This is a genomic window from Exiguobacterium sp. s46, from assembly GCF_018618875.1.
Taxonomy (GTDB): Bacteria; Bacillota; Bacilli; order Exiguobacteriales; family Exiguobacteriaceae; genus Exiguobacterium_A; species Exiguobacterium_A abrahamii.
Map to the genome: position 1 here is coordinate 1,104,520 of NZ_JACSMY010000001.1, position 16,150 is coordinate 1,120,669.

At 46.3% G+C, this 16,150-nt stretch carries 17 protein-coding genes; 9 read left to right on the forward strand and 8 right to left on the reverse strand.

Annotation, left to right across the window (positions count from 1 at the left end; genetic code table 11):
* Position 1: 1 nt before the first annotated feature.
* Both corA and KNQ08_RS05940 read right to left on the reverse strand, forming a co-directional pair.
* The gene (gene corA, locus KNQ08_RS05935; protein ID WP_214723466.1) at positions 2-952 is read right to left on the reverse strand and encodes a magnesium/cobalt transporter CorA; all 951 of its coding nucleotides are present in this window, start codon (positions 950-952) and stop codon (positions 2-4) included.
* A gap of 481 nt (positions 953-1,433) precedes the next feature.
* A complete protein-coding gene (locus tag KNQ08_RS05940; protein ID WP_023468520.1) occupies positions 1,434-1,982 on the reverse strand; it encodes a hypothetical protein in 549 nt (182 codons plus the stop codon).
* 284 nt (positions 1,983-2,266) lie between these two features.
* Here KNQ08_RS05940 and KNQ08_RS05945 point away from each other — a divergent pair, with 284 nt between their 5' ends.
* Together KNQ08_RS05945 and KNQ08_RS05950 are read left to right on the forward strand one after the other, a co-directional pair.
* The gene (locus KNQ08_RS05945) at positions 2,267-3,385 is read left to right on the forward strand and encodes an NAD(P)/FAD-dependent oxidoreductase (RefSeq protein ID WP_035397025.1); all 1,119 of its coding nucleotides are present in this window, start codon (positions 2,267-2,269) and stop codon (positions 3,383-3,385) included.
* Between the two features lie 42 nt (positions 3,386-3,427).
* A complete protein-coding gene (locus tag KNQ08_RS05950) occupies positions 3,428-3,751 on the forward strand; it encodes a hypothetical protein (protein WP_133207443.1) in 324 nt (107 codons plus the stop codon).
* A gap of 78 nt (positions 3,752-3,829) precedes the next feature.
* On the opposite strand, the gene egtD is transcribed toward KNQ08_RS05950, so the two are convergent.
* From egtD to KNQ08_RS05975, 5 genes are all read right to left on the reverse strand, one after another.
* Complete coding sequence (gene egtD / locus KNQ08_RS05955; protein WP_055968420.1) at positions 3,830-4,786, reverse strand: L-histidine N(alpha)-methyltransferase; 957 nt, start codon at positions 4,784-4,786, stop codon at positions 3,830-3,832.
* Entirely contained in the window at positions 4,786-6,066 is a 1,281-nt protein-coding gene (gene egtB / locus KNQ08_RS05960; protein WP_214723468.1) for an ergothioneine biosynthesis protein EgtB, read from the reverse strand. Before egtB ends, egtD begins: the two co-directional genes overlap by 1 nt.
* A gap of 124 nt (positions 6,067-6,190) precedes the next feature.
* Positions 6,191-7,174: a GMP reductase gene (gene guaC / locus KNQ08_RS05965; RefSeq protein WP_214723470.1), complete on the reverse strand. Its 984-nt coding sequence runs from the start codon at positions 7,172-7,174 to the stop codon at positions 6,191-6,193.
* A gap of 160 nt (positions 7,175-7,334) precedes the next feature.
* Positions 7,335-7,841, reverse strand: a complete 507-nt coding sequence (locus KNQ08_RS05970; RefSeq protein WP_214723472.1) for an NUDIX domain-containing protein — start codon at positions 7,839-7,841, stop codon at positions 7,335-7,337.
* Complete coding sequence (locus tag KNQ08_RS05975; RefSeq protein ID WP_149427536.1) at positions 7,828-8,385, reverse strand: GNAT family N-acetyltransferase; 558 nt, start codon at positions 8,383-8,385, stop codon at positions 7,828-7,830. The genes KNQ08_RS05970 and KNQ08_RS05975 overlap by 14 nt, the downstream gene beginning before the upstream one ends.
* A gap of 162 nt (positions 8,386-8,547) precedes the next feature.
* On the opposite strand from KNQ08_RS05975, the gene KNQ08_RS05980 reads away from it, so the two are divergent.
* From KNQ08_RS05980 to KNQ08_RS06005, 6 genes are all read left to right on the forward strand, one after another.
* On the forward strand, positions 8,548-8,790 hold the full coding sequence (locus tag KNQ08_RS05980; RefSeq protein WP_208796362.1) for a hypothetical protein: 243 nt from the start codon (positions 8,548-8,550) through the stop codon (positions 8,788-8,790).
* Positions 8,791-9,033: 243 nt separating this feature from the next.
* Complete coding sequence (locus KNQ08_RS05985; protein ID WP_023468529.1) at positions 9,034-9,234, forward strand: cold-shock protein; 201 nt, start codon at positions 9,034-9,036, stop codon at positions 9,232-9,234.
* An 84-nt stretch (positions 9,235-9,318) separates the two neighbouring features.
* Entirely contained in the window at positions 9,319-9,684 is a 366-nt protein-coding gene (locus KNQ08_RS05990) for a nuclear transport factor 2 family protein (RefSeq protein ID WP_047394207.1), read from the forward strand.
* A gap of 124 nt (positions 9,685-9,808) precedes the next feature.
* A complete protein-coding gene (serC, locus tag KNQ08_RS05995; protein ID WP_149427537.1) occupies positions 9,809-10,873 on the forward strand; it encodes a 3-phosphoserine/phosphohydroxythreonine transaminase in 1,065 nt (354 codons plus the stop codon).
* Positions 10,874-12,031, forward strand: a complete 1,158-nt coding sequence (locus KNQ08_RS06000; RefSeq protein ID WP_133207446.1) for a phosphoglycerate dehydrogenase — start codon at positions 10,874-10,876, stop codon at positions 12,029-12,031. It begins immediately after the preceding gene.
* 13 nt (positions 12,032-12,044) lie between these two features.
* Positions 12,045-13,247 carry a DUF1015 domain-containing protein gene (locus KNQ08_RS06005; protein ID WP_214805096.1) on the forward strand — a complete coding sequence of 401 codons (1,203 nt, stop codon included), beginning with the start codon at positions 12,045-12,047 and terminating at the stop codon, positions 13,245-13,247.
* Positions 13,248-13,298: 51 nt separating this feature from the next.
* Here KNQ08_RS06005 and KNQ08_RS06010 read toward each other — a convergent pair whose 3' ends face one another.
* Complete coding sequence (locus KNQ08_RS06010; RefSeq protein ID WP_214805098.1) at positions 13,299-15,071, reverse strand: glycoside hydrolase family 13 protein; 1,773 nt, start codon at positions 15,069-15,071, stop codon at positions 13,299-13,301.
* A 194-nt stretch (positions 15,072-15,265) separates the two neighbouring features.
* Here KNQ08_RS06010 and KNQ08_RS06015 point away from each other — a divergent pair, with 194 nt between their 5' ends.
* Entirely contained in the window at positions 15,266-15,979 is a 714-nt protein-coding gene (locus tag KNQ08_RS06015) for a YebC/PmpR family DNA-binding transcriptional regulator (protein WP_023468535.1), read from the forward strand.
* Positions 15,980-16,150 lie beyond the last annotated feature (171 nt).

Here is a 16,150-nt window from a genome sequence, read left to right on the forward strand (position 1 = left end):
CTTATTCATCAAACCAGCGATTTTTTTTGAAAAACAGAATCATTCCTAAAGCGAGGAGTCCCATTGCCCCTAATGTCACGAAATAACCGTACCGAGTGGTCAGTTCTGGCATATGTTCGAAGTTCATGCCGTATATTCCGGCGATGAACGTCAACGGCATGAAAATCGTCGTGAAGATTGTCAACGTCTTCATGATGCTATTCATCCGGTACGAGTTGAGGGAAATGAAATTATCCCGAAACTCAGAGGTCATTAATCGATTGTATTCGATCATTTCCGATAACTTCAGTAAGTGATCGTACAAATCGCGAAAGAATGCTTGTTTCTTTGGATGAATCGATAACCGCTTTGATTCGACGACACGATACAGTAAGTCCCGCATCGGCATGACAGTCCGCGAGATTCGAAGTAACCGCGCGCGTAGTTCGAAAATCTCCTCCATCAACCGACGATCATTGCCACGCGTTCGGTAGCGTTCTTCAAGCGCAAACAATTCATCTTCCGTCGCATGAACGATCGGAAAATACCCGTCGACGATCTTATCCATGATTTTATGTACGAGGTCGACTGTTTCTTGTTTGTCGAGGCGTTGGCTACACTGTTCAAACACGATATCAATTTCTGGTGAAGATTGCTCATGGTAGCTAACGAGATGCCGATCACTTGCGAACAAATTGATTTCACGACTCGTCAACGTTCCTTCATCGAGCGCATGAAGGACAAAAAAGCTATGTTCTGTATAATATTCAAGCTTTGGGCGTTGCAAGTAATGAAAACAATCTTCAATCGCCAGTGGATGAAAATCAAAAACCTCAATCAATTTTTGCTTCTCTGCGTCTGTCGGTTGATCGAAATCAACGAAATAACGTTTGATGCCCGACTCCTGTATCCGACTTACATCATCGGTCAAAATGATTGTGTCATTCGCATCGATCAGTATACAACGAATCAACTTTTTCTCCCCCTTTTCCTATGTAAGCGTACTATATTTTTTCGTATGCAACAAAAAAAGGATTTCCTCGAAGAGAAATCCTTTCAGATTGTAGACAAATGAACTGACTCAAAAAATGACACACCTTTTCACGCCCTTTCCTCAGGCGAGACACAAGCCAGTTTTCCCGCTCCATTCGAGCAGGAAAACGGGTCTTGTTTGTCTCTGACAGCGCAAAATCGCACTTTTTCCTGTAGGAGTGGCGTGTAATGCGTCATTTTTTTATATCCGGAAGAAGGACCGAGAAGCATTTTGTTCACTCGACATCGCTTCCTAGGGAAAAACAAGCAAGAGCGACCCTGAAGCGAAGCGGCGCGATGCTTGTCCCAGGAAAACGATGCGAGTCGAACAAAAAAAGCGCAATCCTTCTCGTTAGAGAACAATTGCACTTGTCTTCAGTCTCAAAAGATTTCCCCGAAGAGAAATCCTTTTCATATAGCAATCAACCATGTTCAATATAAAATCCGCTCCAATAAACCTGACGATACGTAAACTCTTTTCCACTCTTCGTCGTCACAAGCATCTCATCTTCTGCCATGACGGCAATTTTAATGGGTACTTCACCGTGATCCGTCAAATAATTGAGGATCTCAAGATGCCGATTCAACCAAAGACGACGGCGGAACCAACGAAAACGACTGAATGCCGCACTGAAGTGGAGTAAGGCAAGCGCAAGGATAATTAAAGCAAACGGAAGTGGAATATCGAACAACGCAATCAAATATACATCTGCGATCAGCAAGGATAACGAGAGACCCATTTCCGTCATCTCCATGAAAGATGCTTTATAGGTCGCAAAGTAGGTCATCACACGAAATAGGAAGATGACCGTGAGGTACGGTACAAAGTACATTTGAAACACATGGTCCGTGCCGCTGTTGACGAACATGAGCAGTGGCAGGAAGAATAGCAATTTCCAGATTAGGATGGCGGAATAAAATAAAGTATGATCCGTGTAGCGTCTGCGTACGATGGCTTGACTCATATTCATTGCCTTCCCCTCCTTCATGATGGACCGTTTCAAAGTCGATGATGACAGGACATGATGCCTATAAGGGTATGTTTCCGAATTCAGCTGTTTCTAATCGTCTAATTCACAGTTTTTAGAAACTGTATATTTAGTATACGTCATCATTCACCAAATGGTTCACTTTCCCCATCATTTCCCATCATTCGATGTGCTACAGATTGGAAACCCGCTCTTGCTAGTCGTCCGGATCTTCTACTGCTACAATAAAAGATATTCCAATTGAACAGAATCGAGTTGAATCTTTCATGTACACCCATATCATCATTGGCGCCGGAATTCTCGGTGCCTCGACTGCCTATCATTTATCGAAGGCTGGTGAACGCGTCTTACTCGTCGATCGGAAGGAACCCGGTCGAGCCTCTCATGCGGCAGCCGGCATCATCTGTCCATGGATGACACAGCGGCGAAATAAGGCATGGTACAAATTAGCGAATAACGGGGCTCATTTTTATAAGACGTTGATTCCTGAACTGGAAGCACTCGGTGAGACGAGTACGGGTTATCAGCAAGTTGGCACGATCGCCTTACACGAAACATCAAAAATCGAAAAGATGGAGACGATTGCGCAAAACCGTTTTCCGGAAGCGCCTGCCATCGAACGTATCGAACGACTGGACCAAGATCGTGTCAAAACGCTCTTTCCACTCGTCGAACAGATCGAGGATGCCTTATTCGTTTCCGGTGGTGCCCGCGTTGACGGACGTGCCTTGTGTGCCTCATTGATTCGTGGTGCTGTCGAACACGGTGCGACCGTCCTAGAAGGAGATGCTACTCTTGTCGTAGACAAGGGAGTCGTCACTGGTATAACCATGGAAAATGAACAGTACTCGGCAGAACAGTTCATTTTAACGGCGGGTGTTTGGTTAAATGACCTACTCCGTCCACTTGAGCTTAAAATCGATTTGCATCCGGAGAAGGGACAGATCCTGCAACTCGATTTGACGGATTCTACATCAACGACTTGGCCCGTCGTCATGGGACAACGCGGATTATATCTCGTCTCAATCCACGAAGGGAAACTGATCGTCGGTTCAACACACGAAAAACAGACCGACTACGACTTGAAACCAACCGTTAAGGGGATGTATGCCTTATTGAATCGGGCTTTACCTGTCTTACCGCGTCTCGAAGAAACAACGATTGATGAACTGCGTATCGGCTTACGCCCGTATACGAAAAACTCCCTGCCGGTGATCGGACCGCTTCAAAATCATCCGAACGTGTTCCTAGCGAACGGACTTGGTGCATCTGGTTTGACGATCGGACCCTATCTCGGTAGCCAATTAGCGAAGCTTGCACGTCATCAAGCGCCTGATATCGAATGGACGACTTATGAGCCGACCTATGTCTCTCTCGACTCCTGACCAACTCTATGCTTCACTTTGAAAGGAAGTACACCATTGTCCATGAAACCAATCGTTCCTCTTGAATTATTCGATGCTTTAGATATACGTGTTGGTACAATCCAGTCGCTTTCGGATCTTACCGATGGCTCAATTCAGCTTGAACTACAATTCGACGGATTTACGCGTTTATTCTCACTCGACTGGGAATCACTGCGACCCGATGTCCATGAATTGCTTGGAAAACAAGCGATTGCCGTACTCAATATACCTGGTCGTACGCCTGAAGAGTCCGGTCGGGTGCTTGAGATCGGTCGCTCGGAACAATGGATGCCGATTCTCGTCGTACCGGAACATCCGATTCCGGAAGGAGCACGTGTCGAATAAGGCATATCATTTAGAAAAACACTCCCTGTGTCGCTTCGTAATGGAAGCTTTCAAGTGGGAGTGTTTTTTGATGTGCCGTTACATTTTTTCTAAATAATGCACGCTGAATCGTTCATCGTCATCGATCCAACAATTGACTGAATGAAAACCACTTTGACGGGCAAGTGTCTCAAACTCTTCTTTACTATACTTATAGGAGTTTTCCGTATGAATCGTTTCCCCTTGTTTGAATGGAACCGTCACATCTCCAACTTGCACGAGTTGATCGAGTTGACTCCGAAGATGCATTTCGATTCGTCCTTTTTCTTCATTATAAAAAGCATGATGTTCGAATCGTGTCACATCAAACGTTCCCTCGAGCATCTGATTCAAATGCGTCAACATGTTCAAATTGAATGCTGCTGTGACACCGGCTGCATCATTATAAGCCCGTTCAAGCACATCAACAGACTTTTTCAGATCAACACCGATCAAGAATCCATCGCCCGTTTCAAGAATTCGTGAGGAATGACGTAAGAAGCGCATCGCTTCCTCCGGTTCAAAGTTACCAATCGTCGATCCCGGGAAAAAGATGACTCGTTTTTGAGACTCCTCGACCGGTAAAGAAATCGATTGTGAGTAATCCCCACAGACCGCTTTAATATGCAGCGCAGGATACCGTTCCGACAATTGGCGTGCAGATTCCATTAGGAAGTCTTTTGAGATATCAATGGGCATATACGTATCGAGATGTGTAAATGTCTCCAGTAACATCTGGATTTTACGACTGCTGCCACTTCCATATTCAATCAGTGTATGCACATCGCCGATACTTCGTGCAATCTCCGCTCGATGCTGCTCCAAGATGGCGAGTTCTGTCCGTGTCGGATAATATTCCGGTTGTTGCGTAATCTGTTCGAACAACTGGGATCCGATATGATCATAAAAATATTTTGCCGGTAAGACCTTTTGTTCTCGCATCAGACCTTCAATGACTTCTAAACGCATGTTTTGTTGCGGCGTATATAAATCGTACCCAATGACTGTCTCTCGCATCACATGTCACCTGCCAATCGGAAGCCGCCAAATAACCAACGTTTATCAGGCGGGAAGAAGTTGCGGTATGTCTCGCGAATGTGATCGTCAGGCGTCACGCACGCTCCTCCACGCAGTACCATTTGATTACACATGAACTTCGCATTGTATTCCCCGAGCGCTCCTTCGAGCGGTTTACTGCCTGGATATGAACTATAAGCGCTCGACGTCCACTCCCAGACGTTTCCGAACATGCTCGCAAGCGTTGTCTCTGACTCTTCGACGGCTACCGGATGGAAGGTTCCGCTTCCCATCATATTACGCTTCGTGACAGAATCGACTTGGCGAGAAGCCCATTCCCATTCCGCTTCTGTCGGCAAGCGTTTCCCTATAAAGCGACTATAAGCGTCCGCCTCATAAAAACTGACATGACAGACCGGTTCATCGAGACGAAGTGGTTCGACACCGTTCATCGTAAAGATCGTCCATTCTCCCGCGTCATCTTTCATCCAATATAACGGGGCTTTCCAGCCTTCTTTTTGAACCGTTGCGTACCCATCCGATAGCCAGTACTCTGATTTTTGATAGCCCCCTGCTTCAATGAACGCCAAATACTCCCCGTTCGTGACAGGACGCGTTGCGAGTTTAAACGGATGTAACCACGTTTTATGACGTGGACTCTCGTTGTCAAACGCAAAACCGTCTCCTGTATGACCGATCTCGACGAGTCCTTCCTCGAATTGGATAAACGATGTTTCCTTGACTGCATTTTCAGGCACATCTGTTGTCAACGACTTTGACTGATAAGCAGGTAACAGTGGATTCGTGAAAAAGTTATACTTCACGTCCATCAAGATCAATTCCTGGTGTTGTTGCTCGTGTTGCAGTCCCATCTCGACTAACGATTCGATTTTCCATTGGTCTTCTGGAGTCCGTTCTTCTTTCAAGAACTCGACCATTTGTCCATCGACATATGACCGGTAAGCAATGATGTCTTCGACGGTCGGACGTGACAACATCCCCCGTTGTTGACGAGGCTGGTAAGGACCGATTGAATTATAGTAAGAATTGAATAGATAATTGTACTTCGGATGGAAGACTCGATAGCCTTTACTATATTCTTGTAAAATCATCCGTTCAAAAAACCAGGTCGTATGGGCGATGTGCCATTTCGGCGGACTCACGTCCGAACTCGCTTGAATGATGAAGTCTTCTGCTTCGAGCGGTTCAATCAAGGCAATTGTTTGGTTACGAACAGTGGCAAATTTTTCGATTAAGTACGATGTCGTTTCAAATAGCATGTCAATCACTCCCTATCCAAAATATTCCGAATCTTTTGGTCCATTTGATGTATACCCCTCCTATGGAAGAGTTATGCTAAAGAAACAAAAAAAAGTCCGCTCCGTTAAGAGCGAACTGATCACTTTAATATACTTTATCGCCGTTGAAGATCGAGTTCTTGACGACGACGTAGTCGACCGTCCGAATCGCCTGCAATTTGTTTCCGCCAGCGTATGAGATTGCCGATTGTAAATCTTGCTCCATCTCGATCAACGTATCCGCCAGGCTTCCTTTATGCTCGACGAACATCTTTTTTCCTTCAACGTTCTTGCGTTCCCCTTTTTGGAACTCAGAAGCAGAACCGAAGTATTCCTTGACGAGCACTCCGTCCACTTCATGTGTCTCACCAGGCGATTCTTCATGCCCCGCGAAGAGTGAACCGATCATGACCATCGACGCACCGAACCGGACCGACTTCGCGATATCGCCATGCGTCCGAATCCCACCATCCGCGATGATCGGTTTACTTGCTGCTTTTGCACACCAACGAAGTGCCGCGAGTTGCCAACCGCCTGTACCGAATCCTGTCTTAATCTTCGTGATACACACTTTACCTGGTCCAATTCCGACTTTTGTTGCATCGGCTCCCGCATTCTCAAGTTCACGCACCGCTTCCGGTGTCCCGACGTTACCAGCGATGACGAAACTTGCAGGTAGAAGCGACTTGATGTGGCGAATCATTTGAATGACGGCTTCCGAATGACCGTGCGCGATATCGATCGTGATGTATTCCGGAGTCAGCCCTTCTGCTGCGAGATGTTCGATCAGCTGATATTCCTCTTCCTTGACACCGACGCTAATTGAAGCGAACAGTTGGCGTTCTTGCATCATGCGAACGAAAGCCAAACGACGAGCCGGTTCGAATCGATGCATGATATAGAAATAATCGCCTTCCGCTAAGAACAAAGCGATCGATTCATCAATGATCGTTTGCATGTTTGCCGGTACGACCGGAAGCTTGAAACGTCTACCACCGAACTCGACTGACGTATCACATTCCGAACGACTACCAACGATTGATTTTGCTGGAATTAATTGAATATCTTCATAATCGAATACTACATCCATGAATAACACCTCTAATTACGAATATTTTTTAATATATTGGCGATAATCATTCGCCCCTTGACTACTATAACGAACTGTCCTCATAGTGTCAAAGAAATTTTCGCATTTTTAAGGCTTTTTAAGAACTTTATTCAGATATCAACAGTTAAATGTTCGTATTTTACCGATTTTTACATTGTAAATTTATCAACCAGTGCTCTTCCCAGTCAAAATAGCTTGTTGCTTCGGATACTTCGAACACATGATCAGGATAAGGGAGTGCTAGAGGTGGACGATCCTGTTTTGGGAAATATGCCAGTTGTTTGGATTCCCCATCGACGGCTTCGAGCGTTCCCCCGACTACCTTACACTCGAATACTGTCGCTACGTATTCAACTTCGTTTCCGTCTGGGTACGTCAAACGAAACGACTCTCCACCGAAGGTCGCAATCAGACGGACCGGTCGGACGAATAGACCCGTCTCTTCATAGACTTCGCGAATGACTGCCTGTGCCGGCGATTCCCCCAGTTCGATCGCTCCAGCAGGCAAACTCCAAAACGGACCTCCTGGATCCTGAAAGAGGATGTGACCTGCTTCGTTTCGAATGATCGCTGCGACGCATGGTGTAAAAAGACGCTGCGTTCCGACAAGTTGGCGCAGATTGGCATAATAATTAGAGATTGGCATGACGTGACTCCTTTCGGTCTTCTTTTAATAGGGCAAACAAAACAAAGTCTTCCCAGGCATCGTTGATGAAGAGATTTTGTTTCGCGATTCCCTCTTTACGAAATCCGACTTTTTCAAGGACACGGATCGAGCCGATATTCTCTGGCATGACTTCAGCACGGATCCGGTGGAACTGGTGGACATCAAATAAATGATCCACGAACAATCCGACCGCTTGTGCCATATATCCTCGTCCTGAAAAGGCGGCATCCAACTGGTAGCCAATCATGCATGTCTCCGCTGGTCCACGTTGAACGAACATCGCCGAAACATCCCCAATCAACTGGTCCGTCTCGGATAAAAAAACACCATACGCATAATAAGCATCTTGACGCATTAACTCTTGATGACGATGAATCCGTTCACGTTGCCCTTTTATCGTGTATTGTTCTGGTGACGGCTTGATTGGCATCCAGTATTCAAAGTGATCACGGTTTCGCAAATTCACCTCAAGGATCTCCGCTGCATCCTCCAAGATGTACGGGCGAATGTATACAGGAAGCATATAACGTTCCTCCATTTCCATTATTATCTTCAGTTCAAGAAGTTTGGGTGTTTCATAATTCATATAGCGGGAATCTACATTATAGTTTCATTACATTACAGTGACAGCATACTATAGAGAAAACTGTCGAAGAAGGAGTGACTTATGTATTCAGACACTGATTTGCTTAATCAAATCAAACAACGCGATTCTGTCGCGTTAGAACGATTATACGATCGTTACGAAAAAACACTCTTTCTTCTATTCCGTCGCACACAAGTCGAGGATGCACTCATTCATTCCGCGATGACACAACTATTCCGAACTGTTTGGGAACAACCGACACGTTATCCGAACTTCCAAGGATTCATTTTGCATACATTACGACAGCTCAGTAGTAAAAGAGAACATATTCCGACTCGTTGAAAGAATCAGTTATACTCTTTCGACACGGGTAGAATGAACCCTTTAATTGCATGATTTATTCAAAGAAGAACAGCTTCGTTTGTTCTTTTTTTGTTTTGTCCTTTCTTTTTCAATTCAGGCATGCTATATTATTAAGTAATTATTGTTGTTCGGTGGAGATACGAAGTGTTTCACTTTATATTCGATGAAATTGATCACGGTAGTAATAATCAGTGTGCCAGTCACACGCAGGAGGCAATACACATGGAACAAGGTAAAGTAAAATGGTTTAACGCAGAAAAAGGATTCGGCTTCATCGAGCGCGAAAGCGGAGACGACGTATTCGTACACTTCTCAGCAATCCAATCTGAAGGTTTCAAATCACTTGACGAAGGTCAAGAGGTTTCTTTCGAAGTTGAAGAAGGTCAACGTGGACCACAAGCAACTAACGTTGTAAAACTTTAATTTCTTTTAGACCCTGCTCACGCAGGGTCTTTTTTTGTGTTTATATATGCTACACTAGCGATTCAGGAAGAAAGGAGATGTATTATGACACTTGAACAAACGATGCAACACCTTCAAGATGCTATGCTAAAAGGCGACCTAACACAAGTCTCGCATCTATTATCTCCCGAATTTACGTTCATCGATGCATTAGGGCGGTCATTTGATGCCGAGACCTACCTCGATCATTACGTGGATCCTGCAAACATCCGCTGGTTATCCCGGACCGATGATTTTTCATACATTGATCATTTCGAAGATACGGCAATCCAGTATAGTTTGACAGAAGACCGATTTGAATACGGGACAACTCAATACGTTGGTCGTTTCCGGATCGTGTCCATCTATCGTGCTACGTCAGATGGTTGGAAATGGCACTTTGGTCAATTAACATCTCTTGATCCGTCGTAACGGATTCAAGGGATGTTTTTGTTTTCATTTTCCATTCATCGTCAGTTGGAATTGCTTCTCATTTTTCATTCCGTTACACTTGAGGGGTACATATTTTCTGAAAATTCAAGAAGGAGTGTTCCTCATGACGGTTTATAACTTCTCTGCCGGTCCAGCAGTCCTTCCTGCCCCGGTCCTATTGAAGGCTCAATCCGAGCTACTCGATTATGAAAATTCAGGACAATCCGTTCTTGAAATGAGTCATCGTTCGCCAATCTTTGAATCGATTCGAGATGCGGCTGAACAATCCTTACGGCGACTGATGTCGATTCCCGATACGTACTCCGTATTGTTTCTTCAAGGAGGAGCTACACTTCAGTTCGCGATGTTACCGCAAAATCTGGCGACGAAGACCGGACGAATTGATTTCATCGATACCGGCGGCTGGTCGACGAAGGCGATTGCAGATGCCAAACTGTACGCCACGGTCAACGTGCTCGCCTCTTCCGCTGATCACGGGTATCGCTTCATTCCAAAAGGTCCGTTCACGTCAACAGCCGACTATTTGCACATCACTTGGAACAATACCCTCGAAGGGACGACGTATCAGACACCGCCTCTCGTCGATGTGCCACTCGTCGCTGATGTCTCGTCATCGATTTTGTCTGAACCATTGCCAATCGAGTCATTCGATGTGTTGTATGCTGGTGCTCAAAAAAACCTTGGTGTCGCTGGTTTAACGGTCGTCATCGTGAAGAACGAGTTGCTTGATCGTGTTCCTGACACGATCGGTGCCTACTTACGGTATGACATCCATGCAAAACAGCGGTCTCTTTATAACACGCCACCGACGTTTAGTCTTTATATGACGAAATTAGTGCTCGATTGGATTGAAGAGACGGGACTCGAGACGATCGCGGCACGAAACGTCTCACAAGCGCGCATGTTATATGAAGCAATTGATCAATCCGATCTATTTCATAACCATGTAGCCGTCAAGGATCGAAGCCGGATGAACATTCCATTCTCGACCGGAAGCGAATCGGAAGACGCTGCTTTCTTGAACTTCGCTGCGCGTAACGATTTAATCAATCTTGCCGGTCATCGCTCGATTGGTGGAATGCGCGCGAGTCTTTACAATGCGATGCCGACCGAAGGGGTTACGGCACTGATTCATATCATGCACCGTTTTGAACAGGGGGAACGTTAAATGTATCAAGTCCAACTATGGAATGATCTATCAGACAAAGGATTAAAACGATTTACAGACGACTATCACGTCCAGCGGGAAACGGAGCAACCAGACGCCTTTCTCGTCCGCAGCAAGGATTTACATGACATGCGCTTTCCAGATAGTCTCAAAGCCGTCGCCCGAGCTGGCGTCGGTGTCAATACGATTCCACTCGATCAACTCGCGAACCGCGGGATTCCCGTCTTTTCGACACCAGGTGCCAATGCGAATGCCGTCAAGGAACTTGTCATCGGTAGTTTATTCCTGACGGCGCGAAAACTCGTCCCGAGTCTGCTTTGGACGAACAACTTACGCGGACCAGATATTCCGGAGAGGATCGAAGCGAACAAAAAACAATTCGTCGGAACGGAGTTGCTCGGGAAACGAATCGGGATCGTCGGACTCGGGGCAATCGGGGCAAACTTAGCCAACACCCTTCACGAGCTTGGCATGACCGTCACAGGCTATGATCCACATATGTCCGTTGAGTCTGCCTGGCGCGTCTCGAATCAGATTCAGCGGGCAACACAGCTCGAGGATCTCCTCGCGACAAGCGACTACATCACGTTGCATCTGCCGCTCGTTGATGCGACGACGGGTTTACTCGATGCGTCACTCTTCTCGAAGATGAAACACGGCGCGACCCTACTCAACTTCTCGCGTGGTGAACTCGTCGATGAACAAGCGTTAGCAGAAGTGCTCAGGTCCGGTCGCCTGGCGAATTATGTGACGGATTTCCCGAACGCCTTCATCTTGTCCCTCCCCCGGGTCATTGCTTTACCACATATCGGGGCATCAACAAGTGAAGCGGAGGAAAACTGTGCTATCATGGCGGTCGATCAACTGCGTCTGTTCCTTGAGACAGGAAACATCCGCAATGCGGTCAATTTCCCAGCCGTCGAGCTACCGTTCACTGGAAAACGACGAATTACGATTGCTCACCACAACATTCCGAACATGGTCGGTCAAATCGCCTCGGTGTTAGCGCAAGAGTCGATCAATATCGCGAATATGATCAATGGTAGTAAAGATGCGATTGCCTATACGATCATCGATATCGATAACCATGCGGACGAGATGATTTCGCTCGACCGACTGAATCAGATTCCTGGCGTCTTGAAAACACGCCTACTCTAAAGGAGTGAACCCCATGCCAACTTTCGAACCTTTTGCGGCGTTACGACCGGGCTCAAAATATGCGGCAGAATTTGCCGCCTTGCCGTATGATGTTTATTCGCGCGAAGAAGCACGTTCTGAGATTCGACGTCATCCGCTGTCTTTTTTACGGATCGATAAAGCAGAAGCCACCCTTCCGTCATTGATCGCTGAAGATGACCCACGCGTTTATCAGCAAGCAGCGCTTGCCTTCGAAGAGAGTCAAACAAACGGCATCTTACAGCTCGATGCAGACGAGACGTATTACATTTATCAATTGTCAGATGGAACACATACGCAATCCGGTTTCGTCGGATGTGTTGCCGTAAGTGATTATGAGACGAATCAAATTCGTAAACATGAGTTCACACGTCCTGATAAAGAGCGCGACCGTGTCCGACACGTCGAACAGTTACAAGCACATACGGGTCCGATTTTACTTGCGCATCAAACCGATGCACAACTCGAAGCAATCGTCACGACGATTACTGCTGGCGATCCCCTATATGATTTCACCGTCGATGGAGTGACGCATCGAATTTATAAAATCACCGATCGCAATCATCTATTGACGATCGGGAGCCAGTTCGCCCGTCACGATGCTCTCTATATCGCTGATGGTCACCACCGCGCTGCAGCAGCAGCCATCGCTGCCAGTCGGACGGACCAGGAGGAAGCACAACGTTTTCTTGGCGTCTCCTTCCCGCAGGATCAATTACGGATTCTCGGTTACCATCGGGTCGTTGAAGATTTGTACGGTCAATCCGTCGTTGATTTCCTTGAGCGATTAGCCCATCGCTTTACGATCACAAAAGGACGTGCCGAACAAACGAAGCCTCACCAAATCGAGATGTATCTCAACCGGCAATGGTATACCCTTTCGTACGATTCTGAACGAACAGGAACGAAAGCGAATCTCGACGTCTCGATTTTACAAGAAGAGTTGTTGACACCGTTACTCGGTATCGAAGATCCACGGACGGACGCACGGATCCAGTTCGTCGGTGGTCATAAGGGGTATGCCGGCCTTGAGCAAATCGTGGACTCTGGACATGCCGCTGTCGCTTTTCACTTGCATCCGACTTCGATCGAAGATTTAATGGCAGTGGCTGATGCCGGAGAAGTGATGCCACCGAAATCGACTTGGTTCGAACCGAAACTTCGGAGCGGTTTACTGATCCATCCGTTTGATTCGTAATGCACACCAAAAAAGCAAGTCGCGGATGCGATATCCACGACTTGCTTTTTCTTATACGTGTCGCAAAAGAAGAGCTGACACAGCTTCTACTTGAATAGTTCCCGAAAACGTCGTTGCGTCTAACAGACTTTCATACGTTCCCTCAAGCGAAAGAGATTGTGCCTCTTCACTGACGTTGACCACGAGCAAGTAAACCTGTTCGCCTTGACGTCGCTCAACGACAAATGTCTGTTTTGTATCATCGATTCTTTGGAAATGATACGTTCCGGCATTTGCTAAAACCGGATGCTGTTTTCGAAGAGCAATCAACTGTGCAACGTGATCGAACAACTCACGGTTCTGCTTCGTCTCATCCCATTCCATACACGCACGGTTTGCCGGGTCTTGCCCCCCAGTCATTCCAATCTCATCGCCATAATAGATGACGGGTGAACCCGGAAACGTCAACAGTGTAGTGAAGAGTAACTTTATTCGATCGATATTCCCTTTCGCACGCGTTAGAGCACGCGGCGTATCATGCGAGTCAATCAAATTGAACATGACCTCGTTGACATTTTGAGAATGCCAGTTCAAATTCCGGCTGACTGCATGTGAGAAATCACGAACGCGCGTCTCGCCCGTCGCAAAACAAGTCAAAAAGCTCTCGGTCAAACCATAATTCATGACGGCATCAAATTGATCGCCGAGGAGCCATGGTTGCGAATCCGTCCAGCACTCACCGACGATATAACATGTTCCGGTCGCAGCCCGGACTTCCTTGCGAAACTCACGCCAAAATGCATGATCGACTTCACTTGCGACATCCAGACGCCAGCCGTCGATTCCGAATTCCTCGACCCAGTAACGTCCGACGTGAAGCAAATAGTCTTTGACGTCCGGATGGGCAGTATTCAATTTCGGCATGTTCCGTTCAAAGGCAAACACTTCATAGTTCGGAATCGATGGATCGACTGGGAAGGAACCAATCGTAAACCAGTTGGCGTATTTTGAATCTTTCCCCTTTTCTAAGACATCCTGAAAGGCGGGGTGCTCTTCACTAATATGGTTGAAGACGGCATCGAGTAATACACGGATACCATTCTCATGTAGCACATCGATCATCTTGCGGAACGTTTTCTCGTCACCAAATGCAGGATCAAGCTTCAAGTAATCAAGCGTATCGTATTTATGATTGGATGGTGCCTCAAAGACTGGACAGAAGTAGACACCCGTGACGCCGAGACGTTGTAAATGATCGACGTGATCAATGACCCCTTGAAAATCTCCACCGAAGAAATTCTGAAAAGCAGGTGCTTCACTTCCCCACTCCTTCGTTCCCGCTGGATCATTCGCCCGGTCACCATTCGCAAATCGTTCCGGGAAAATTTGATACCAGACCGTATCCTTCACCCAATCCGGTGTATCAAAGACATCCGTCGCATGAACATATGGCACAGAAAAATAATAGCCTGGATGATCGAGTGGCGCTTCGTCATACCAGCCACGCTCGGTTAAAACGGCTGTCGTATCGCCATGAACCTCAAACCCATATCGTACCCGCTTCCGTTCTGGACGGATTGCAACGAACCAATAGTCATACGTCGCATCACTTCCATTGTGTTGCATCGGCGTCCGCTCTACTTTCCATGATTTTTCTTTCTCCGGATCAAAATTCCAATCTCGGTCTTCTTCTTTTTCCGCTTCCCATTCGTACGGATCACCATATATCAATTCAACTTTTTCAATATCGTCTTTAGCCGTCATGAGTCGGACATGGACCGTCTCTTGATCGTAAGCATAAACGAACGGTGATAATGCGCGATGAACTACCCCAGCCTGGTTCAAATTCTGCCACTCTCCCTTAAATTGATATTTCTCTATCGGTAAAGTTCCTTTCTTCCACATCGCTTAAACGTATTTAATAGAAATTCAACGGTTCCACCGACATTTTAGTTCAGTCTGTCAGGTAGTTTAAGGTATACTGATAACGCATAGGAAATCACGGATTTCTGACATTACGGAAAGAGAGTGGATACGAAATGGGTCGTAAATGGAATAACATTAAGGAAAAAAAAGCATCAAAAGACAAAAATACGAGTCGGATTTACGCAAAGTTCGGTCGTGAGATTTATGTAGCGGCTAAACAAGGTGAACCCGATCCAGAATCAAACCAAGCATTAAAGGTCGTTCTCGAACGAGCGAAAACATACAACGTGCCACGTGCCATCGTCGATCGGGCGATTGAAAAAGCAAAAGGTGGAGCGGAAGAAAACTACGACGTCTTGCGTTATGAAGGATTCGGTCCAAGCGGTTCAATGGTCATCGTCGAAACGTTGACGAACAACGTTAACCGGACGGCTTCTGACGTTCGTGCTGCATTCGGAAAAAATGGCGGAAACATGGGCGTGAGCGGATCCGTCGCTTATATGTTCGATGCGACGGCAATCTTTGCGTTTGAAGGTAAAACTGCGGATGACGTTCTTGAATTGATGATGGAAGCGGATATTGATGTGCGCGATATCCTCGAAGAAGACGAATCTGTCATCATCTACGCTGAGCCGGAACAATTCCATGCTGTACAAGAAGCGTTGAAAGCTGCAGGCATTACTGAGTTCTCACTTGCCGAACTGGTCATGCTCGCCCAAAACGAAGTCGCGTTGTCTGAAGACGACGTCGCACAATTCGAGAAAATGATCGATGCACTGGAAGATCTTGAGGATGTGCAACAGGTCTACCATAACGTAGAACTATAATTAAAAAGACAAGGGGATGGTCACGACCATCCCCTTGTCTTTTTAATTATAGTTTCTGTATCGGTTAACGCCCGAAATCGGTCACGCACCGTCTGTTTTTATCATAAAGTATGAAACGCGTTTCATAACAAGAACAAAAAAAGATTCATTTGTGATGTTTATTTCTTGTAT

Bases quoted from the DNA above. Each gene is read 5' to 3' on its own strand.
- KNQ08_RS05940 (WP_023468520.1), bottom strand. From the start codon at position 1,982: ATGAATATGAGTCAAGCCATCGTACGCAGACGCTACACGGATCATACT.
- KNQ08_RS05945 (WP_035397025.1), top strand. From the start codon at position 2,267: ATGTACACCCATATCATCATTGGCGCCGGAATTCTCGGTGCCTCGACT.
- KNQ08_RS05950 (WP_133207443.1), top strand. From the start codon at position 3,428: ATGAAACCAATCGTTCCTCTTGAATTATTCGATGCTTTAGATATACGT.
- egtD (WP_055968420.1), bottom strand. From the start codon at position 4,786: ATGCGAGAGACAGTCATTGGGTACGATTTATATACGCCGCAACAAAAC.
- egtB (WP_214723468.1), bottom strand. From the start codon at position 6,066: ATGCTATTTGAAACGACATCGTACTTAATCGAAAAATTTGCCACTGTT.
- guaC (WP_214723470.1), bottom strand. From the start codon at position 7,174: ATGGATGTAGTATTCGATTATGAAGATATTCAATTAATTCCAGCAAAA.
- KNQ08_RS05970 (WP_214723472.1), bottom strand. From the start codon at position 7,841: ATGCCAATCTCTAATTATTATGCCAATCTGCGCCAACTTGTCGGAACG.
- KNQ08_RS05975 (WP_149427536.1), bottom strand. From the start codon at position 8,385: ATGCTTCCTGTATACATTCGCCCGTACATCTTGGAGGATGCAGCGGAG.
- KNQ08_RS05985 (WP_023468529.1), top strand. From the start codon at position 9,034: ATGGAACAAGGTAAAGTAAAATGGTTTAACGCAGAAAAAGGATTCGGC.
- KNQ08_RS05990 (WP_047394207.1), top strand. From the start codon at position 9,319: ATGACACTTGAACAAACGATGCAACACCTTCAAGATGCTATGCTAAAA.
- serC (WP_149427537.1), top strand. From the start codon at position 9,809: ATGACGGTTTATAACTTCTCTGCCGGTCCAGCAGTCCTTCCTGCCCCG.
- KNQ08_RS06000 (WP_133207446.1), top strand. From the start codon at position 10,874: ATGTATCAAGTCCAACTATGGAATGATCTATCAGACAAAGGATTAAAA.
- KNQ08_RS06005 (WP_214805096.1), top strand. From the start codon at position 12,045: ATGCCAACTTTCGAACCTTTTGCGGCGTTACGACCGGGCTCAAAATAT.
- KNQ08_RS06015 (WP_023468535.1), top strand. From the start codon at position 15,266: ATGGGTCGTAAATGGAATAACATTAAGGAAAAAAAAGCATCAAAAGAC.